We start from the raw sequence: 17997 nt of genomic DNA, 5'->3' as shown, positions 1-17997 counted from the left end.
GGGGGGCGGCTCACCCCTCGTAAGGAAGCTCCGGCATGACGTCTCTCCAGGACGCCAAGGCGCCGGCAAACGAGGTGGTGCTTGAGGCGATCGGCCTGACCAAGCACTTCCCCGTCCGCCGGCGACTGCGTGATCTCTTCAGCTCGTCCGAGAAAAAAGCGGTCCACGCCGTCGACGACGTGCACCTCACCCTCCGGCGCGGCAAGGTAGTCGCGCTCGTCGGCGAGTCCGGCTCCGGCAAGTCCACGGTGGCCCGTCTGCTCGCCCAGCTCTATCCGCGTACCGACGGCGACATCCAGCTGCACGGCGAGTCGACCCGGGTCAAGGGCGGCAGCGCGTTCCGCGGGTATGCCGCCCGGGTCCAGATGATCTTCCAGGACCCGTTCGCCTCACTCAACCCGGTACACACGATCCGCTATCACCTGACCCGGGCTCTCCAGATCCACGGCCACGCCGGCCGCACCGAGGCGGACCTCGAGGCGGCGCTCACCGACCTGCTCGGCCGGGTCAGCCTGACGCCGCCGGAGCGCTACCTCGACAAGTTCCCGCACGAGCTCTCCGGCGGCCAGCGGCAGCGCGTCGCGATCGCCCGCGCACTCGGCGCCCGACCCGAGGCGCTGCTCGCCGACGAACCGGTGTCCATGCTGGACGTCTCGATCCGGCTCGGCGTGCTGAACCTGTTGCGCGATCTCAAGGAACGACTGAACCTGGCGATCCTCTACATCACCCACGACATCGCGTCGGCGCGCTACTTCGCCGACGAGACGATGGTGATGTACGCGGGCCGGATGGTCGAGGGCGGCGACAGCGAGACCGTCACGCAGACGCCGGCCCACCCGTACACCCGGCTGTTGATCGCCTCCGCGCCGGACCCCGACCGCCTCACCGGTGACCTCGATCCGACCGAGGAGGATCGCGGCAACGGCGAGCCGCCCAGCCTGATCGACCCGCCGTCGGGCTGCCGCTTCCACCCGCGCTGCCCGGCCGCGATGCCGCGCTGCTCGACCGATCTGCCGGTGCCGCTGACCATCGGCGACGCACCCGGGCACTGGGCCGCGTGCTGGCTCTACGACGTCCCCGAGGGGGCCGGCAAATGAAATACATCCTCCAGCGCCTCGCGTTCTACCTGTTCACCGCGTGGGCCGCGATCACCCTCAACTTCTTCATCCCGCGCCTCGTGCCCGGCGACCCGGTGCAGTCACTGATCACCAAGTACCAGGGTCAGCTCAGCACCAAGTCGATCCAGTCGCTCTATGTCCTCTTCGGACTCGACAAGGACAAGAGCCTCTGGAGCCAGTACATCGACTACTGGAAGCAGCTGTTCCACGGCGACCTGGGCTTGTCGTTCACCTTCTTCCCGGCCCCGGTCTCCCAGGTCATCGGCCAGGCGCTGCCCTGGACGCTGCTGCTCGTCGGCATCACCACGGTGATCAGCTTCGTGCTCGGCACCTCGCTCGGCGTGGTCGCCGGCTGGCGCCGCGGATCCTGGGCGGACGGGCTGCTGCCGGTCACCACGTTCTTCTCCTCGGTGCCGTACTTCTGGCTCGGCATCATCGCGATCTACCTGCTGGCCGGGCCGGACAGTTTCTTCCCGTCGTCCGGGGGTTTCGACTCGGGCCTCGTGCCCGCCTGGGACCAGTACTTCATCCCCAGCGCGATCCAGCACAGCCTGCTGCCCGCGCTGACCATCCTGATCTCGTCGGTCAGCGGCTGGATCCTGAGCATGCGCAACATGATGGTGACCGTCTCCTCGGAGGACTACATCACCGTCGCGCACGCCAAGGGGCTCCCCGAGCGGCGGGTCGCCGTCGCCTACGCCGCGCGTAACGCGTTGCTGCCGAACATCTCCGGCTTCGCCCTGGCGCTCGGCTTCATCGTCGGCGGCACGCTGCTGGTGGAGATCGTGTTCTCCTACCCGGGACTCGGTTACACGCTGCTGCAGGGCCTGGGGGCCAAGGACTATCCGCTCATGCAGGGCGTCTTCCTGGTCATCACGATCTCGGTGCTGGTCGCCAACCTGCTCGCCGACATCGCCTACCTGCTCCTCGACCCGCGCACCCGCAAGGAGGGCTGAGCGATGACGATACCCACCTCCAGCATCGAGCAGGTCATCCCCGGGCAGGGCTCGATGGCGCAGCCCGAGGAGCCCAGGCCGGGCCGGTCCAGGCGGCAGCGGTTCCTCTTCGTCCGCAACAAGAAGGCCGCCACCGGCCTGGTCATCCTGGCCGGCTACACGATCGTCGGGGTCATCGGGCCGTGGGTCGCGCCGTACGACCCCAGCGCCCGGGGCAACGACCTGGTGCAGGGCCCCTCGGCAGCGCACTGGTTCGGCACCACCCACCTGGGCCAGGACGTGTTCAGCCAGATCCTGGTCGGCACCCGGAGCGTCATGCTTGTCGGCTTCCTGGCCGGCGCCATCGCCACCGTGCTCTCGGTGCTGATCGGGGTCACCGCCGGTTACCTGGGCGGCAAGACCGACGACAGCCTGTCGATGCTGACGAACGTGGTGCTCGTCATCCCGGCCGTACCGCTGATGATCATCATCACCTCGGTGCTGAACAACGCCAGCGACATGCTGGTCGCGCTGGTCATCGGCCTCACCTCGTGGTCGTGGAACGCCCGGGTGCTGCGCGCGCAGACGCTGTCGCTGCGCCGGCGGGACTTCGTCGAGGCGTCCCGGGCCAGCGGTGAAAGCACCTGGCGGATCATCGTGTTCGAGCTGATGCCCAACCTCACCGCGGTGATCGCCTCCGGCTTCGTCGGCACCGTCATCTTCGCGGTGCTCTCCGAGATCACCCTGGCCTTCATCGGCGTCGTGTCGAACTCGGGCTGGAACTGGGGCACCATCCTGTTCTGGGCGCAGGGTCAGCAGGCCCTCGGCCAGGACGCCTGGTGGTGGTTCGTGCCGGCCGGTCTCGCCATCGCCCTGCTCGGCACGTCCCTGTCGCTGATCAACTTCGGCATCGACGAATTCGTCAGCCCCCGCCTGCGCAGCGCGGGCAAGACCAAACTCAGAACCGCTTCCGGGCGTACGGTCCGGATGCGCATCGGCTTCACCCCGGTGCTCGAGAACTCGCCGCTGCCGAAAACGCACGCCGTGGTCGCCACCCCGGTCATGAGAGAGGCCAAGTGATGGCTGAACCCGTCCTCGAGATCCGCAACCTCAACGTCGACTACGGCCTGGGCGACAAAGCGGTCCACGCCGTACGCGACGTGAATCTGACCCTGCATCGGGGTGAGGTTCTCGGCCTCGCCGGCGAGAGCGGCTCCGGCAAGTCGACGCTCGCCTACGGCCTGACCCGGCTGCTCGCGCCGCCCGGCGTCATCACCGGCGGCGAGGTCGTCTACCACCCCTCCTCGGCCGCGGCCTACGACGTGCTCGGGCTGTCCGACCAGCAGCTGCGCGCGTGGCGGTGGGCCGAGACGGCGATCGTGTTCCAGGGCGCGATGAACTCGCTCAACCCGGTGCACAAGATCTCCACCCAGCTCACCGACGTGCTCAAGGCGCACGACCCGAAGATGAGCGAGCACAGCCGCAACGCGCGGGCCCGGGAGATGCTCAAGCTCGTCGGCATCTCCGCCGACCGGATGGGCGCCTACCCGCACCAGCTCTCCGGCGGCATGCGGCAACGCGTCATGATCGGCATGGCGCTGATCCTGCAGCCCCAGGTCGTCATCATGGACGAGCCGACCACCGCCCTCGACGTGGTCATGCAGCGGCAGATCCTCGGCCAGCTGATCGAGCTGCGCGAACGGCTCGGCTTCTCGGTCATCTTCATCACCCATGACCTGTCGCTGCTCGTCGAGTTCTCCAACCGGATCGCCATCATGTACGGCGGCCGGATCGTCGAAGAAGCACCGGCGGCCACCATTTACCGGGACGCTCTCCACCCGTACTCGAAGGGTCTGTTGAGCTCTTTCCCGGCCCTTCGCGGACCCAAGCGCGAGCTCGCCGGCATTCCCGGATCGCCGCCGGATCTCGCGGGCATGCCCACCGGCTGTTCGTTTCACCCGCGTTGCCCCAAGGCCTTCGAGCCTTGTTCCACCGCCATCCCGGTGCTCGGTCGGCCGGACACCCCGGATGGAGCCGGCCGTTCCGTCGCGTGCTGGCTGCATCCGGCCGAGCAACCCGTCTCCGCGGTTTGACATCTCGTTTCCGCTGCGGGTCAGCTCGGTCGCGGGGCCGGCTTTCTCTCCGGAAGCCGGCCCCTTCGAAATCCACCTGGAGAGACATGAATCCCACCGCACCGAGCATCGTCATCCCGCCCGTCACCGGCCTGCCCGCCTCGTTCCGATGGGGCGTGGCGACTTCGGCGTATCAGATCGAGGGTGCCGCCGACGAGGACGGGCGCACTCCGTCCATCTGGGACACGTTCTGCCGTGCGCCCGGCGCCGTGCACAATGCCGACAACGGCGACGTGGCCTGCGATCATTACCACCGGATGCCGGCCGACGTCGCGCTCATCAAGAGCCTGGGCGTCGACTCGTACCGTTTCTCGGTGTCCTGGCCGCGGATTCAGCCCGGCGGGCGGGGGCCGCTGAACCCGGCCGGCGCCGCTTTCTACGACCGGCTCGTCGACGAATTGCTGACCGCCGGGATCGACCCGTGGGTGACGCTTTACCACTGGGATCTGCCGCAGGAACTCGAGGACGCCGGTGGCTGGCCGGCGCGGGACACCGCCTACCGTTTCGCCGACTACTCGATGCTGGTCTTCGACAAACTCCAGGACCGGGTCAAGACATTTACCACACTCAATGAGCCGTGGTGTTCGGCGTGGCTCGGGTACAACCTCGGCGTGCACGCGCCGGGCCGGCGCGACTTCGACGACTCCATCGCCGCCGTCCACCACCTGCTGCTCGGCCACGGGCTCGCGACCCAGCGCATGCGCGCCGCGTCGACCGGGGACCACACCTTCGGGATCACGCTCAACATGGGAACGGCCGACCCGGCCGGCGACACCGCGCTCGACCGGGAAGCCGCCCGCCGCGCCGACGGCATGGGGCTACGCATCTACCTCGACCCGCTGCGGCACGGCCGCTACCCCGAGGACATGGTCGCCGAACTCGACGCCCGCGGGTCCGCCTTCCCGATCCAGGACGGCGACCTGGAAGTCATCTCGGCACCCTTCGACGTGCTCGGCGTCAACTTCTACTTCGGGCAGGACTTCGCCGGCACCGACCTCGACGGCAACACGCACGACGAGGCCGGCGAACCGGTCGTGCGCGCCGTCCTGCCGGACACCCCGCGCACCGCGATGGACTGGCCGATCACCCCGGAGCGGTTCACCAAGCTGCTGGTCCGGCTGCACACCGATTACCCTGGCCTGCCGATGGTGATCACCGAGAACGGCGCCGCCTTCGCCGACGAACCGGACACCACCGGTTTCGTCACCGACGACGACCGCACCGCCTATCTGGCCTCGCACCTCGGTGCGGTGGCCGACGCCTGCGCACAGGGCGCCGACGTGCGCGGCTACTTCGCCTGGTCCCTGATGGACAACTTCGAGTGGGCGGAGGGTTACGCCAAGCGATTCGGCATCGTCCACGTCGATTACGAGACCCAGACGCGTACGCCCAAGCAGAGCGCCCTGTGGTTCCGCGACACAATTGGTCGCATCCGCGGCGAATAGGTTTTTCCGGGCGGGCCGGTTTCCGGGCGAGCCGGGTTTCCGGGCGGGCCCATCCTGCCGAAACGGTCGATGGGCCCGCCCCCGCGCGGGAGTAGTTTCAGGTGATGTTTCGTCGGAAGGTCCAGCCGCCGGCCGGCACCCGCATCGCCCCGACCACCCCGGCCCCCCAGGCCGACTGGTCCGACGACGAGCGCATCCGCGCCGAATGGCCGCCCGGCCAGCTGGACGGCACCGACGGCGCCCGGCTGGGCTGGAGCAACGGCATGGCCCTCTACGAGCGGGGCCCCACGTCCGCCCAACTGCTCAACGTGGCCGAATACCTGACCCGCGGCCTGGCCTACACCTACCTCGGCAAGCCCCTGATCACGGACGACCAGGCCGCCGAAACCGTTCGCCGGATCCTGCACCTGATCGCCGCGCTCCCCACCCCCGGCCCGCCGATCCAGGACGTGCTCGCCGCCCGCCTGACCCGACTGGCCCTGGCCGTGACCCGCCGGCGATCGTGGCAGCCCCCGTCCCTGGGCGGCGACGGTTCGGTCAGCGACGACCTGCTGCGCGCCCCCGCGATAGTCGACGCCGTGGCCGCCCCCGGCGTGGCCCGGAACGACAACCTGCGCCACTTCTTCGCCATGGCGGCCTGACCTTCCGGCGCCCGCCCGCCCTGCCTCGGCCCAACTTTTGGCCTTGCGCGCACCGGTGTGGCAACAAGCTCAGATACGCATCGTTGCTGGCCACGCCTCCGCGACTGGGGCGGGTGACCCGCTATGGGGCGACGCGGTCGCGGATGCTGTCGAGCACCGCCTCCGCCGCCCACGCGGCGGCGTCGGCGATGTCTCGCCGGTCCATACCGAACTCGCGGCGGAACGTCACCCACGTCCCGACGGAGTCGAGGTGTGACAGCGCGGCGATGACCGCCCTGCGTTTCGCCGCGTCGAGGGATGGCACCTCGCCGTCCAGCAACCGCTCCAATTGCGCCCGGCCGGGTGACGGCGTCGCGCCGTTCACGCCGCGCATCGCCGTCTCGGCGACGACGTGCGCGAGTTCCGGCCGCGCGTCGTACCGCTGCATCGCCTCGCGGATCACCAGGGGGATGTCGAAGATCGAGTGTGACTCCTCGCGAGCGAACACCGTCGCCTCGAGCCACGCCGCGGTCGCCAGCAGCAGGTCGACGCGCGTGGGATAGTTGCGGAACACCGTGCGCTCGGCGATGCCGGCCCGGCGGGCGATGACCCGGTTCGACACGTCGTCGCTGCCGATCTCCTCGATCAGTTCGGCGTAGGCGGCGAGGATGGCCGCTTGCGTGCCGCTCAGCCCCGGGACGGCCATCGATTCGGTCACGGCTTCGCCCACGTCGCGTCGGGCAGCTTGGCGAGGACGGTGTCGATCGCGTGATCGAATGCGTCGCAGATCTCGCCGGCATCCAGGTCGAAGCCCGTGCGCAGGCGTGCCCAGAACATCGCCGACGAGAAGTAACGTAGGGAGGCCGCGACCCGCCGCCGATCCCGCCGGTTGAGCGTCGGCGCCCCCACTTCGAGCATCGCCTCGATCGCCCGGGTGATGTAGGCCGGCTCGGTGTCGAGCGTCGGCGAGATCGCGGACGCCCGTGCGCCGACGTACGCGTACGCGGGCGACGCGTCGAAGGCACGAAAGCGCTCGTGCACGGCGGCTCGGAAATCGGACACGGTCACGAATGGCGGCAGCGGGAAGCGGGTCTGCTCGATCCAGTTCGAGAGGGCGGCGAGCAGGTGCGCACGCGTGGGGTACTGGCGGTAGATCGTGCGCTCCGAGATGCCGACCTCGTCGGCGAGGACACGATAGGAGATGTCGTCGAACGTGCGCTCACGCAGAAGAACCGCGGCGCTCGCGAGAATCGCGGTCGCGGTGTCGACCGGCTCCTCCACTACCTCCCCTTCCCCCGGGTCATCGCCCAGTGCCTGGGCCCGGTGACTTCCGGCGGGAGCACGTAGCGATCGGAATCGTCGAGCGTGAGGGCCAGCGACGAGACGTACTGCACCTCGCCGCGCGGCCCTCTCTCGGCCGAGGCCAGCATATCCGGACGCTCGAACGTATACCCGGTGACGTGGCAGCGGAGCCGCTCGCCCGAGGGGTTGCCGTCGTCGTCGAACAGGGGGGAGTCGATGCCGTCGGAGCGGCGGCGCAGGTAGTAGCGCCCCCGCGTGGCGAGTGCCGTGACCGGCGTGGCGACGATCGCGACGCCGATCGCGATGAGTACCGAGAACGGCTTGACGGCGTCGCCGAGCAGCCCGCCGAACGCGAGCAGCGACAGTATCGAGGCGAGCCCCACCGACACGAGCCCCACCGGGTTCCAGTCGTACAGCATGCCGCGGCGGAACTCGGGGAAGCGCGGCGAGATGTGCAGCACCCATTTGTTGATCGCGATATCGCTGGCGATCGTCACGAGCCATGCCATGACCACGTTCGCGTAGAGGCTCAGCACGAACGAGATGAGCGTGAAGACGTCCAGCATCATGAGCACGTACGCGATCACCAGATTGAAGAGCACGAATATCGTACGGCCCGGGTAGTGCTTCGCCACCCGGGTGAAGACATTCGACCAGGCGAGTGAGCCGGAGTACGCGTTCGTCACGTTGATCTTCACCTGCGCCACGACGATGAGCACCACGGCGAGCACGATGGCGAGCCAGTTGGGGATGAGGGCCTGGTACATCCCGACGAACTGTTTGACCGGTTCGGTCGCGTGGTGACCGAGGTTGGGTTCGACCTTCACGAGCAGGTAGACGGCGAGGAAGACCCCGATCACCTGCTTGGTGCCACTGAAGATGACCCAGCCGGGGCCGGAGAACACGAACGACGTCCACCACGAGCGGGCGTTCGACGGCGTGCGTGGCGGCATGGCGCGGAGGTAGTCGATCTGCTCCGCCAGCTGCGGCGTGAGGGCGAAGCACACGGCCGCGCTCGAGACGACGGCGCCGAAGCTGATCGAGCCGTCGGAGTTGCCGGTGAACGACGTGAAGGCGCGCACCGAGTCGGGGTCGGAGACGAGGATCCACAGCAGCGGCAGCAGGGCGAGGGCGAGCCACAGCGGCGTGGTCCAGAACTGCAGGCGCTCCAGGGCACGCATGCCGTAGATGACGATCGGGATCACCACGACGGTCGAGATCAGATAGCCGAGCCACAGTGGCAACTCCGTCGCCACCTGCAGCCCTTGCGCCATGATGGCGCCTTCCAGGGCGAAGAAGATGCAGGTGAAGCCGGCGAAGATCACCGTCGTGATCATCGAGCCGTAGTAGCCGAATCCCGAGCCGCGGGCGATGAGGTCGAGGTCGAGGTTGTAGCGGGCGGCGTAGTAGGCGACGGGCACGCCCACCATGACGATGATGACCGACGCGAACAGGATGCCGAGCGCGGCGTTGGGGGTGCCGTGGTCGATGCCGATGCTCGCGCCGATCGAGAAATCGGCGAGGAACGCGATGGACCCGAGGGCGGTTGCCCCGACCGAGGCCGCGCTCCAGCGCCGGAAGGTGCGCGGCACATAGCGGAAGGCGTAGTCCTCCAGGCTGTCCTCTGCGGCCGCGCGCGCGTTGTCCGTCGACACAGTGACATCCCCTAAGGCACCTTGCGTGGGGGCATCGTCCCTGTCCGGTGTTACGACGGCGTTGCCGGCGTGGGTCATAGCCCCTCAGATCGCCATGGCGGCTCGCACGGTGGAGGCGGCCGCCGAACCACCGTCGCCGGTCCGTGTGACGAAGCCCGAGGCGAGCACGACGTAGCGGTCGGCGGCATCGAGGGCGAAGCCGATGTGCTGCTCGACGAGCAGCACGTTGATGCCCTCGCCGGCCAGCTGGATGATGGTCTGCTCGATCTCGGCGACGATCGTGGGCTGGATGCCCTCGGTCGGCTCGTCGAGAATGAGCAGCTTCGGCTCGGTGATGAGGGCGCGCGCGATCGCGAGCTGCTGGCGTTGCCCGCCGGAGAGCAGGCCCGCCTTGCGGGTGGCGAACTTCTCCAGTGCGGGGAAGCGGGCCAGCTGCGCGTCGATGAGCGCCTTGCCGCGCCGGCGCCCGTCCGCGGCGAGCTGGAGATTCTCCAGCGTCGTGAGCTGGCCGAAGGACTGCTGACCCTGCGGCACGTAGGCCATGCCGCGAGCCACCCGCTTGTTGGGGGCGAGCGACGAGATGTCCTCGCCGTCGAAGAGCACGCGGCCCTTCGTCGGCTTGATGAGGCCGATCGCGAGGCGCAGCAGGGTCGTCTTCCCGGCGCCGTTGTGGCCGAGCACGGCCACCACTTTGCCGGCCGGAACCGTCACGCCGTGCAGCACCCGCGTACGCCCGTAGCCGGCCTCGATGTCGGTGATCTCGAGCATGTCAGTCCTCCGTCAGCTTCAGCGTCTCGGCCACCGGTTCGGGTACGACCGCCATGGCGGCCGTGGTGGCGGCGCCCGCGGTGCCGAGGTAGACCTCCTGCACCTTGGGATCGGCCTGGACCTCGGCCACCGTGCCCTGCGAGAGCACCTTGCCCTGGTGCAGCACTGTCACGCGGGTGGCGAAACGGCGCATGAAGTCCATGTCGTGTTCGACCACGAGCACGATCCGCTCGGCCGCGATGCGCTGAAGGAGCTCGCCGGTGGCGGTGCGCTCGTCGTGGCTCATGCCGGCGACCGGCTCGTCGAGCAGCAGAACCTTCGCGTCCTGCACGAGCAGCATCGCGATCTCCAGCCACTGCTTCTGGCCGTGCGACAGGATTCCGGCCTGCGTGGCGAGTTCGCCGGCGAGTCCGGTCTCGTCCACCGCGCGCTCGATGGACGGGTCGATTCCGCGCCGGGCCCGCAGCAGCGAGACCGAGGAGCGGTGGAGCCCGGCGGCGATGTCGAGGTTCTGCAGCACGGTGAGCTCGTCGAAGATGCTCGCCGTCTGGAACGTACGGCCGACCCCGAGGCGGACGATCTTGTGTACCTGCTTGCCCAGCAGCTCCTGTTCGCCGAGCCTCGCCGACCCGGTGCCTCTGGTCAGCCCGGTGATGGCGTCGATGCAGGTCGTCTTGCCTGCGCCGTTCGGTCCGATGAGGAACCGGACCTCGCCGGGATGCGCGTCGAAGGAGACGCCACCGACGGCGACGAAACCCGAGAACTCGACACGGAGGTCGGTGACGACGAGCGATGCGGCGGTCATGACCGAGCCTCCTTTGTTTCGCGGTAGTGCCGTTCGGCGCGGGCGGTCACGACCTGACCTCCTCGAGCTGGGCGGCGGCGATCGCCGGGGTGGGCTGGACGGTCGGGCGACGGCGGAGCGCGGCGAACCTGGCCGGCAGCGACGACAGCCCTTGCGGCAGGAAGAGGATGACGACGATGAACAACAGACCGAGGACGTAGGTCCAACCGTCGGGCCAGGTCGAGCCGAGGCTTGATTGCCCCCAGCCGACCGCCATCGCGCCGAGTGCCGGGCCGAACAGCGATGCGCGACCGCCGAGGGCAACGCCCGCGATCATGAGGATCGAGGCGGCGGCGCCGATCTCGGCGGGGGTGATGATGCCGACGATGGGCACGAACATCGCGCCGCCGATGCTGGCCATCAGCGCGGAGACGACGAAGGCGACGAGCTTGACGTTGGCCGGGTCGTAGCCGAGGAAACGCACCCGCTCCTCGGCGTCCCGGGTGGCGACCAGGAGCTCACCGAAGCGGCTGCGGTAGAACTGCCACACCGCGAGCAGGCAGACGATGAGCAGCGCGGCCGCGATGCTGTACACCATGACTTTGTTCGCCGGGTCGTTGAGCACGAAGCCGAAGAAGTACTTGAAATCGCTGAGCCCGGTGTCGCCGCCGGTCTCGCGGATCGTGGAGCTGATCAGGGTGGCCAGCGCAACGGCGAGCGCCTGCGTCAGGATCGCGAAGTACGCGCCCTTCACCCGGCGCTTGAACAGCGCGTAGCCGAGGATGCCGGCCACGACCACCGGGAGCAGCACGATCGCCAGCAGGGTGAACCCGGTGCTGCGGAACGGCTCCCAGAACGCCGGCAGCGGTGCGAGCGGGTCGTAGAGCACCATGAACCCCGGGACCTGGTCACCGGCGGTCTCCAGCGTGAGGTGCATGGCCATCGAGTACGCCCCGAGGGCGAAGAACACCCCCTGGCCCATCACGAGCATCCCGCCCCGGCCCCACGCGAAGCCGATGCCGACCGCGGCGATGGCCCAGCAGCAGTACTTGCCGACGTTGTTCAGCCAGTGATCGGAGAGTACGAGGGGGGCGATCACGAGGAGCAGGACGGCGAACACCCCGATGCCGCTGAGGGAGATCCATGGCTTCAGCTTGGTCATGCCAGACTCCTGGTTCGCACCGTGAACAGGCCCTGCGGGCGTAGCTGCAGGAAGACGATCACGAGGATGAAGGCGAGCACCTGGGCGAGGCTGCCGGTCGTCCAGTAGGCGAAGCACGAGAGGGCGACGCCTACCACCCACGCCGCGATGATGGTGCCCTTGAGCTGCCCGATGCCGCCGGCGGCGACGACGAGGAACGCCGGGATGATGTATTGCGCGCCCATCTGGGAGTTCGTGCCGCCGATGAGCGACGCGGCCACACCGGCGACGCCGGCCAGACCCGACCCGACGAAGAAGGTGAGGCGGTCGATGGTGCGGGTGGAGATCCCGGTGGTCTCGGCGAGGTCCCGGTTGTGCACGGTCGCCCGGATGCGGCGGCCGAACGACGTGTACTTGAGCCAGGCCGACAGCCCGGCGACGCAGACGGCCGCGAGCACGATGGTGAACAGCTGCCGCAGCGGCCAGTTGTAGCCGAGGACGTTCAGCTGCCCGTCGAGCCAGCTGGGCTTCTCCACCGGGACGCCCTGGGACGGGAAGATCTGCAGTGCCGCCTGCTGCAGGATCAGGCTCACACCGACCGTGACGAGCAGGGTGTCGAGGGGCCGGCGGTACATCCAGCGGATGATGGTGACCTCCAGCACGAGGCCGAACAGGCCGGCGACGACGAACGCGACCGGCAGCGCGACCGGGATCGACAGGTCGCTGGCGGCGATGACCTGCTGGACGAGGTAGGCGGTGAAGGCACCGAGCATGAGGAACTCGCCATGGGCCATGTTGATCACGCCCATCTGGCCGAAGGTGAGCGAGAGGCCCAGTGCGGCGAGCAGGAGCAGCGCACCTTGTGCGCTGCCGTTCAGCAGCTGTGGGATCAGTGCGTCCACGTGCGATCGCTCTCTGTGCGGATTTCGGGTCCGGGTGTGCGGGGTTGCATGCCGCAGGCGACACGCAACCCCGCGTTCGGGTGGTGGGGCGATCAGCCCGCCGCACCCACGAGCTGCTTGCGGATGGCCGCCGGGAACCAGTCGTAGCCCTCGAGGTACGGGTCGGGCTCGATGAACTTGTCCGAGGCCCAGACGATGTCGAACTGGTTGTTGGCGTTGATCTGGCCGATATGGCCGGGCTTGGAGATGTGGTGGTTCTTGCCGTCGAGGGTGACCTTGCCCTCCGGCGCGTCGAACGTGATGGTCTTCGACTTCGCCGCCGCGTTCACCGCGTTGACGTCGAACGAGCCGGCCGCCTCGACGAGCTCCTTGTACAGGTACAGCGAGATGTAGGCGGCCTCCATCGGGTCGGAGGTGACGCCGCTGCTGTTGGGGTAGGCCTTCCAGCTCTGGATGAACTTCGGGTTGGTGTCGGTCTTGAGCGACTGGAAGTAGTTCCACGACGCGTAGTTGCCGGTGACTGCGTGCCCCATGGCCGGCGCCTCCTCTTCGGCGATCGACACCGAGATGATCGGAGTCTTCGCCGGGGTCAGGCCGGCGTCGTAGTACGCCTTGATGAAGCCGACGTTCGACGAGCCGTTGATGGTGTTGAAGATGAAGTCGGGCTTGGCCGCCGCGATCTTCGCCACCTGGCTGGTCCAGTCGTCCTTGTCGAGAGGTACGTACTCCTCACCGACGATCTTGATGCCGAGCTTGGCCGCGTAGAGCTTGATGATCGCGTTCGCGGTGCGGGGGAAGACGTAGTCGCTGCCGGCGAGGAACAGCGTCTTCACCCCCTTGGCGGCGAGGAAGTCCATCGCCGGGATGATCTGCTGGTTGGTGGTCGCGCCGGTGTAGTAGATGTTCGGCGACGACTCGAGGCCCTCGTACTGCACGGGGTAGAAGAAGAGCCCGTTGCGCTTCTCGACAACCGGCTTCACGGCCTTGCGTGAGGACGAGGTCCAGCCGCCGAAGATCGCGGCGACGCAGTCCTGGGTGAGCAGCTTGTCGGTCTTCTCCGCGAAGGTGGGCCAGTCCGTAGCGCCGTCCTCCTGGACGTACTGGATCTTCTTGCCGAGGATGCCGCCGCTGGCGTTGATCTCGTCGGCGGCCATGTGCAGCACATTGGAGACGGTCTTCTCGGAGATCGCCATGCCGCCGGTGAGGGAGTTGAGGAAGCCTAGCTTGATGGTGCTGCCGGAGGTGTCGACGCAGCTGGCCGCCGCGGATGACCCGGCCTGGGCCGTGTCGTCACTGGCTCGGGCGCCGCAGCCGGCGAGCAGGAGGGCCATGGTCGTCCCGATGGCGCCTACCGCCGCAAGCGCACGCCGCCGTTTGCTGGGGGTGGTGGACATATGTGAGAACTCCGTTCGTGGTGAAGGGGGCGTGACGCCGGAGTCGCGGCACGGCGGATCGTGGGGATGCGGATGTCCAGGACGGCCCGGCGCCCCGGGTTCTCCGCCCGTCTCGCTGGCTGCTGCCGGAGCCAGTGAAAGCAGACTGGTCGCGAGTCATTACTCTGACATTTCCTAGATGTTCCACTTCTGTAGCCACCCACCTTGCACAGCGGGAAGTTCCTCGAAAAGTGCAGGAAGTCGTGGGGTCAGTGGTGTCAAACTTCTGCCGCGCCCCGGGATGCCGCGATGAACATGGCACAGTTCTGACATCTCAAGGAGGCACAAGGCGATCAGTCAGCTCGAGCACGGCGAAGCCGTCGGGCTCGCCTGGGGAACTGAGTCGTCAGCGGCGCGACCTCGGCGGCGAGCCGCCGGACCCGGGTGCCGTCGAGCAGCCGGCGCGGCACCAGGACCGCCTGCCGGTAACCGCCCGGCTTGCGGGTTCCGGCCCGGCTCGCGAGGCGCCGGCGGCCGGTGTGCGAGGAACACTCCCTACCGGGGTTCTGCGCTCTTTCGTTGCACCACGACGAGTCCGCGCGTGTCCACCCGACACCCACCGACCATCACTCATAGCACTACTCGGAAAGCCTCACCGCTCGCGGGAGTGGACCGGTGTCCAGATCGAACCCGCGGGCTAGCGGCGGGAGCGCTCCGGTGGCCGGCGAGGGCGGGGTGGCATGGCGATCATCGGCTCGTCCGGTTCGGGCAGGCCGCCGTCGGCCAGGAGTTGGGCGATCGGGAGGGTTGCCGCTCCCATCGCCACCGCGTCGATGCCCAGGGAGCACAGGGCGATGCTCGTCTGGGCGTAGGGGCGTCGCAGGGCATGCCGTGCCACCGCGTCGCGGATCTCCGGCAGGAAACGCTCGCCGAAGATCGAGCCGGCGATGCCGCCGATCACGATGCGTTCCGGGCTGAACAGGTTTATCAGGTCGGCGATGCCGGCGCCCAGGTAACCCGCGGTGGTGGTGAAGACCTCGACCGCGGCGGGCGGGATGGGATCGGCGGAGAGCAGGCGTGCCAGCAGGTCGGGGGTGAACGGATGGCCGGTCGCGGTGGCCAGGCGACGGCCGATGCGGTCGGCCCCGACATAGGCTTCCAGGCAACCGCGGGCACCGCAACGGCACTGCTCACCGTCGTACACCAAGGTCGTGTGGCCCCACTCGCCGGCGTTGCTGTTGGCGCCCCGGTAGCCGCGGCCGTCCATCACCACGGCGGCGCCCACGCCCGTACCGATCATGATGATGACCGCGTGGCGGGCCCCGCGGCCCGCGCCGAACCACATCTCGGCCTGGCCGAAGGTTTTCGCCCCGTTCTCCACGAAGATCGGGACGCCGGTGCCGGCCCGCAGCATCGCGCCGAGCGGAACCGCGTCCCAGCCGGTCGACTGGGAGTCGACCACGCCGTCGGCATCGACGACGCCGGGGACACCGACGCCGTAGCCGAGCACCTCGTGCGGCGAGACGTCGGCGTCGGCGAGGACCGTGTTGAGGCCGGCCAGCAGCTGGGCGGCGACCTGGTCGGGATCGTCGTCGTGGGTCAGTTCGGCCACTGCCAGCCGGGTCATCGCCAGGTCGTAGAGCTCGACCAGGATGCGGGTCTCGGCCACGTCGGCGCCGACCAGGTAACGGAAACCGGGCCGGACGCGCAGCAGTACCCGGGGTCGGCCGCCGTCCGAGCCGACCAGACCGGCCTCCTCGACGAGACCCTCCTCGAGCATCTCGCCGATCAGGTTGCTGACACTGGCCTGGCTGAGCGCGGTCGTGCCGGCCAATTGCTGCCGGGATTGCAAGCCGCCGTGGAAGAGATCGGTGAGCAGGCTCGACCGGTTGGCCCGGCGCACATCCCGCACCGTCGTACGCCTGCTTTCCAAACCGCACCCCGCCTGTCTAGGAAGTGGTCTTGCCCGGAAACTCTACGGCGCGGGCGGGCGGGCGGCCTCTATGGTGCCCTCGTGACCGAATACCTCGAAGTCAATCGGGCCAACTGGGACGACCGAGCGCCCGCGCATGCGGCCTCCCCCAGTTATGCCGTGGCGAAGTTCGCATCCGATCCGTCGTACCTCAGCCAGGTTGTCGCCTTTGACCTCCCACGGCTGGGCGACCTGACCGATCAACGCGGAATCCACCTGCAATGCCACATCGGCACCGACACGGTGTCCCTGGCCCGGCTGGGTGCCCGGATGACCGGCCTGGATTTCTCCGAGAAATCACTGCACGAAGCCCGGCGGATCGTCCAGCTCGCCGGGGCCGACGTCAAATTCGTGCAATCGAACGTCTACGACGCCGTCGAAGCGGTCGGCACCGGCTACGACTTCGTCTACACCGGCATCGGCGCGCTTTGCTGGCTGCCGGACATAGCCCGCTGGGCCCGAACGGTATCGGCCCTGTTGCGCCCGGGCGGCCGCCTGTTCATTCGCGAGGGCCACCCGGTGTTGTGGTCCATCGACGAGACCGCGCCCGGCAACGACCTGGTCATCAAATACCCGTACTTCGAACGCGCGGAGCCGCTGGTTTTCGACGACCCGGGAACCTACGTGGAAACCGATGCCGAATTCACCAACAGCACGACCCACGAATGGAACCACGGCCTCGGTGAAATAGTCACCGCCGTCCTCGACGCGGGCATGACGCTCACCGGCTTGGTGGAACATCAATCAGTTCCCTGGGAGGCACTGCCCGGCCGCATGCACGAGACCGCCGACAACGAATGGCAACTGAACGAAACCCCCGACCGCCTCCCGGTGAGTTACACCCTGCAGGCAAGCAAGAATTCCGAATAGTACGGGACTTGCCAAGTCCCCGCCCCGGCGACGGCCCGGGTGCGACACCGGGCCGTCGCGGACTACCGGCCCGGCGCCGGTGGCCGGGCTCACCCCCTGAGGGCCGCGCCGGCTCGGCTGAGTGAAATCGCGCGCCCGGTTCGTTTAAAGATCGACGCACGCGGGGTATCCCCGGTCACCCCCACGACCGAGGAGACCCCCGATGCGAACTGGTTCGATCGGCGCCGTCATTCTGATCATCTGGCTGTTTCTGGGCGGCGTGGCCGCCTATGAGCGTGGCTACTTCAAAGGCGACGGTGACGCCAGCTGCGCCGAGGCCGGCACCGTCCTGGTGACCATCGCGGCCGGTCCGCTGAACTGGCTCGGCGTCAACCCGAAGATCAAGTGTGACGTGCCCGCACCGAGCAAGTAGTTCCGCCACGTGATCCGGGCGGCGGCGCGGAACCCACCAGCTCCGTCGCCGCCCGCCCGCAATCTCCGGACCGTGCCCGCCGTCACCGCGACCGCCGGCGCGCGCCCTCTTGCTCGAGCTGCCTGATCCGGCCCCATGGCTTGTAGACGGAGAGGACCGTGGCGACGGTCAGGGCGGTGAGCGAGACGATCGGCGGCATGATCAGGCCGTTCGCCTCCATCGTGACCGGAGAGCCGGCGGCGACGGCCACGCCGTACGCGTAAGCCTCCGGCATCGTCGGTCGCAGCAGGACCAGGATGAGCGTGCAGAGCACGACGTTGAGCACCAGCTTGATGGTGACCCACCAGAACCGGACCAGGCCCCACCTGGTGCCCCAGCCCAGCACCAGGCCGGTGACCAGGCAGATCAGCGCCGAGACGGCCATCGGCCACCAGACGAACGTGCCGAACGCCTGACCGGCCAGGCCGCGCCGCACCGGGTCGTCGCTCCCGACACAGACCGCTGCCAGCACCGCGACCAGCACGTCGATGCCGATCCAGGCGCTCGCCGACAACACGTGCGCCACGAG

The 17997-nt window shown here is 68.5% G+C and carries 18 protein-coding genes; 8 read left to right on the top strand and 10 right to left on the bottom strand.

The window, feature by feature from the left end:
* Nucleotides 1–35: 35 nt before the first annotated feature.
* The 6 genes from Afe05nite_RS19865 to Afe05nite_RS19840 all read left to right on the top strand — a co-directional run bounded on the left by Afe05nite_RS19865 (nucleotide 36) and on the right by Afe05nite_RS19840 (nucleotide 6271).
* Nucleotides 36–1097 (top strand): ABC transporter ATP-binding protein, encoded by a 1062-nt coding sequence (locus Afe05nite_RS19865; RefSeq protein WP_203818636.1) that lies wholly within the window; start codon nucleotides 36–38, stop codon nucleotides 1095–1097.
* The gene (locus tag Afe05nite_RS19860) at nucleotides 1094–2074 is read left to right on the top strand and encodes an ABC transporter permease (protein WP_203818635.1); all 981 of its coding nucleotides are present in this window, start codon (nucleotides 1094–1096) and stop codon (nucleotides 2072–2074) included. Before Afe05nite_RS19865 ends, Afe05nite_RS19860 begins: the two co-directional genes overlap by 4 nt.
* Nucleotides 2075–2077: 3 nt before the next feature.
* Nucleotides 2078–3133, top strand: a complete 1056-nt coding sequence (locus Afe05nite_RS19855; RefSeq protein WP_203818634.1) for an ABC transporter permease — start codon at nucleotides 2078–2080, stop codon at nucleotides 3131–3133.
* Nucleotides 3133–4146, top strand: coding sequence for an ABC transporter ATP-binding protein (locus tag Afe05nite_RS19850; RefSeq protein ID WP_203818633.1), 1014 nt, complete (start codon nucleotides 3133–3135; stop codon nucleotides 4144–4146). Before Afe05nite_RS19855 ends, Afe05nite_RS19850 begins: the two co-directional genes overlap by 1 nt.
* 86 nt (nucleotides 4147–4232) lie before the next feature.
* Complete coding sequence (locus Afe05nite_RS19845) at nucleotides 4233–5630, top strand: GH1 family beta-glucosidase (RefSeq protein ID WP_203818632.1); 1398 nt, start codon at nucleotides 4233–4235, stop codon at nucleotides 5628–5630.
* A gap of 104 nt (nucleotides 5631–5734) precedes the next feature.
* Entirely contained in the window at nucleotides 5735–6271 is a 537-nt protein-coding gene (locus Afe05nite_RS19840) for a hypothetical protein (protein ID WP_203818631.1), read from the top strand.
* Between the two features lie 121 nt (nucleotides 6272–6392).
* On the opposite strand, the gene Afe05nite_RS19835 is transcribed toward Afe05nite_RS19840, so the two are convergent.
* The 9 genes from Afe05nite_RS19835 to Afe05nite_RS19795 all read right to left on the bottom strand — a co-directional run bounded on the left by Afe05nite_RS19835 (nucleotide 6393) and on the right by Afe05nite_RS19795 (nucleotide 16087).
* Nucleotides 6393–6968 carry a TetR/AcrR family transcriptional regulator gene (locus Afe05nite_RS19835; RefSeq protein ID WP_203818630.1) on the bottom strand — a complete coding sequence of 192 codons (576 nt, stop codon included), beginning with the start codon at nucleotides 6966–6968 and terminating at the stop codon, nucleotides 6393–6395.
* Nucleotides 6965–7531 (bottom strand): TetR/AcrR family transcriptional regulator, encoded by a 567-nt coding sequence (locus Afe05nite_RS19830; RefSeq protein ID WP_203818629.1) that lies wholly within the window; start codon nucleotides 7529–7531, stop codon nucleotides 6965–6967. The genes Afe05nite_RS19835 and Afe05nite_RS19830 overlap by 4 nt, the downstream gene beginning before the upstream one ends.
* Complete coding sequence (locus tag Afe05nite_RS19825) at nucleotides 7531–9207, bottom strand: purine-cytosine permease family protein (RefSeq protein WP_203818628.1); 1677 nt, start codon at nucleotides 9205–9207, stop codon at nucleotides 7531–7533. Before Afe05nite_RS19825 ends, Afe05nite_RS19830 begins: the two co-directional genes overlap by 1 nt.
* An 84-nt stretch (nucleotides 9208–9291) precedes the next feature.
* Nucleotides 9292–9975, bottom strand: coding sequence for an ATP-binding cassette domain-containing protein (locus Afe05nite_RS19820; RefSeq protein WP_203818627.1), 684 nt, complete (start codon nucleotides 9973–9975; stop codon nucleotides 9292–9294).
* Between the two features lies 1 nt (nucleotide 9976).
* On the bottom strand, nucleotides 9977–10780 hold the full coding sequence (urtD, locus tag Afe05nite_RS19815; RefSeq protein ID WP_203818626.1) for an urea ABC transporter ATP-binding protein UrtD: 804 nt from the start codon (nucleotides 10778–10780) through the stop codon (nucleotides 9977–9979).
* Between the two features lie 46 nt (nucleotides 10781–10826).
* Complete coding sequence (urtC, locus tag Afe05nite_RS19810; protein WP_203818625.1) at nucleotides 10827–11921, bottom strand: urea ABC transporter permease subunit UrtC; 1095 nt, start codon at nucleotides 11919–11921, stop codon at nucleotides 10827–10829.
* On the bottom strand, nucleotides 11918–12802 hold the full coding sequence (urtB, locus tag Afe05nite_RS19805; protein WP_203818624.1) for an urea ABC transporter permease subunit UrtB: 885 nt from the start codon (nucleotides 12800–12802) through the stop codon (nucleotides 11918–11920). The genes urtC and urtB overlap by 4 nt, the downstream gene beginning before the upstream one ends.
* 92 nt (nucleotides 12803–12894) lie before the next feature.
* The gene (urtA, locus tag Afe05nite_RS19800; protein WP_203818623.1) at nucleotides 12895–14196 is read right to left on the bottom strand and encodes an urea ABC transporter substrate-binding protein; all 1302 of its coding nucleotides are present in this window, start codon (nucleotides 14194–14196) and stop codon (nucleotides 12895–12897) included.
* A 676-nt stretch (nucleotides 14197–14872) separates the two neighbouring features.
* Nucleotides 14873–16087 carry an ROK family protein gene (locus Afe05nite_RS19795; RefSeq protein WP_239118002.1) on the bottom strand — a complete coding sequence of 405 codons (1215 nt, stop codon included), beginning with the start codon at nucleotides 16085–16087 and terminating at the stop codon, nucleotides 14873–14875.
* Nucleotides 16088–16189: 102 nt separating this feature from the next.
* On the opposite strand from Afe05nite_RS19795, the gene Afe05nite_RS19790 reads away from it, so the two are divergent.
* Both Afe05nite_RS19790 and Afe05nite_RS19785 read left to right on the top strand, forming a co-directional pair.
* Nucleotides 16190–17017, top strand: a complete 828-nt coding sequence (locus Afe05nite_RS19790; protein WP_203818621.1) for a class I SAM-dependent methyltransferase — start codon at nucleotides 16190–16192, stop codon at nucleotides 17015–17017.
* Nucleotides 17018–17219: 202 nt separating this feature from the next.
* Entirely contained in the window at nucleotides 17220–17429 is a 210-nt protein-coding gene (locus Afe05nite_RS19785) for a hypothetical protein (RefSeq protein ID WP_203818620.1), read from the top strand.
* An 82-nt stretch (nucleotides 17430–17511) separates the two neighbouring features.
* Here the strand turns inward: Afe05nite_RS19785 and Afe05nite_RS19780 are convergent, their stop codons facing one another.
* Nucleotides 17512–17994: a hypothetical protein gene (locus tag Afe05nite_RS19780; protein WP_239118001.1), complete on the bottom strand. Its 483-nt coding sequence runs from the start codon at nucleotides 17992–17994 to the stop codon at nucleotides 17512–17514.
* Nucleotides 17995–17997: the final 3 nt, after the last annotated feature.

Source organism: Paractinoplanes ferrugineus (genome assembly GCF_016862195.1).
GTDB lineage: Bacteria > Actinomycetota > Actinomycetes > Mycobacteriales > Micromonosporaceae > Actinoplanes > Actinoplanes ferrugineus.
This window is presented reverse-complemented; position numbering and strand designations above follow the sequence as displayed.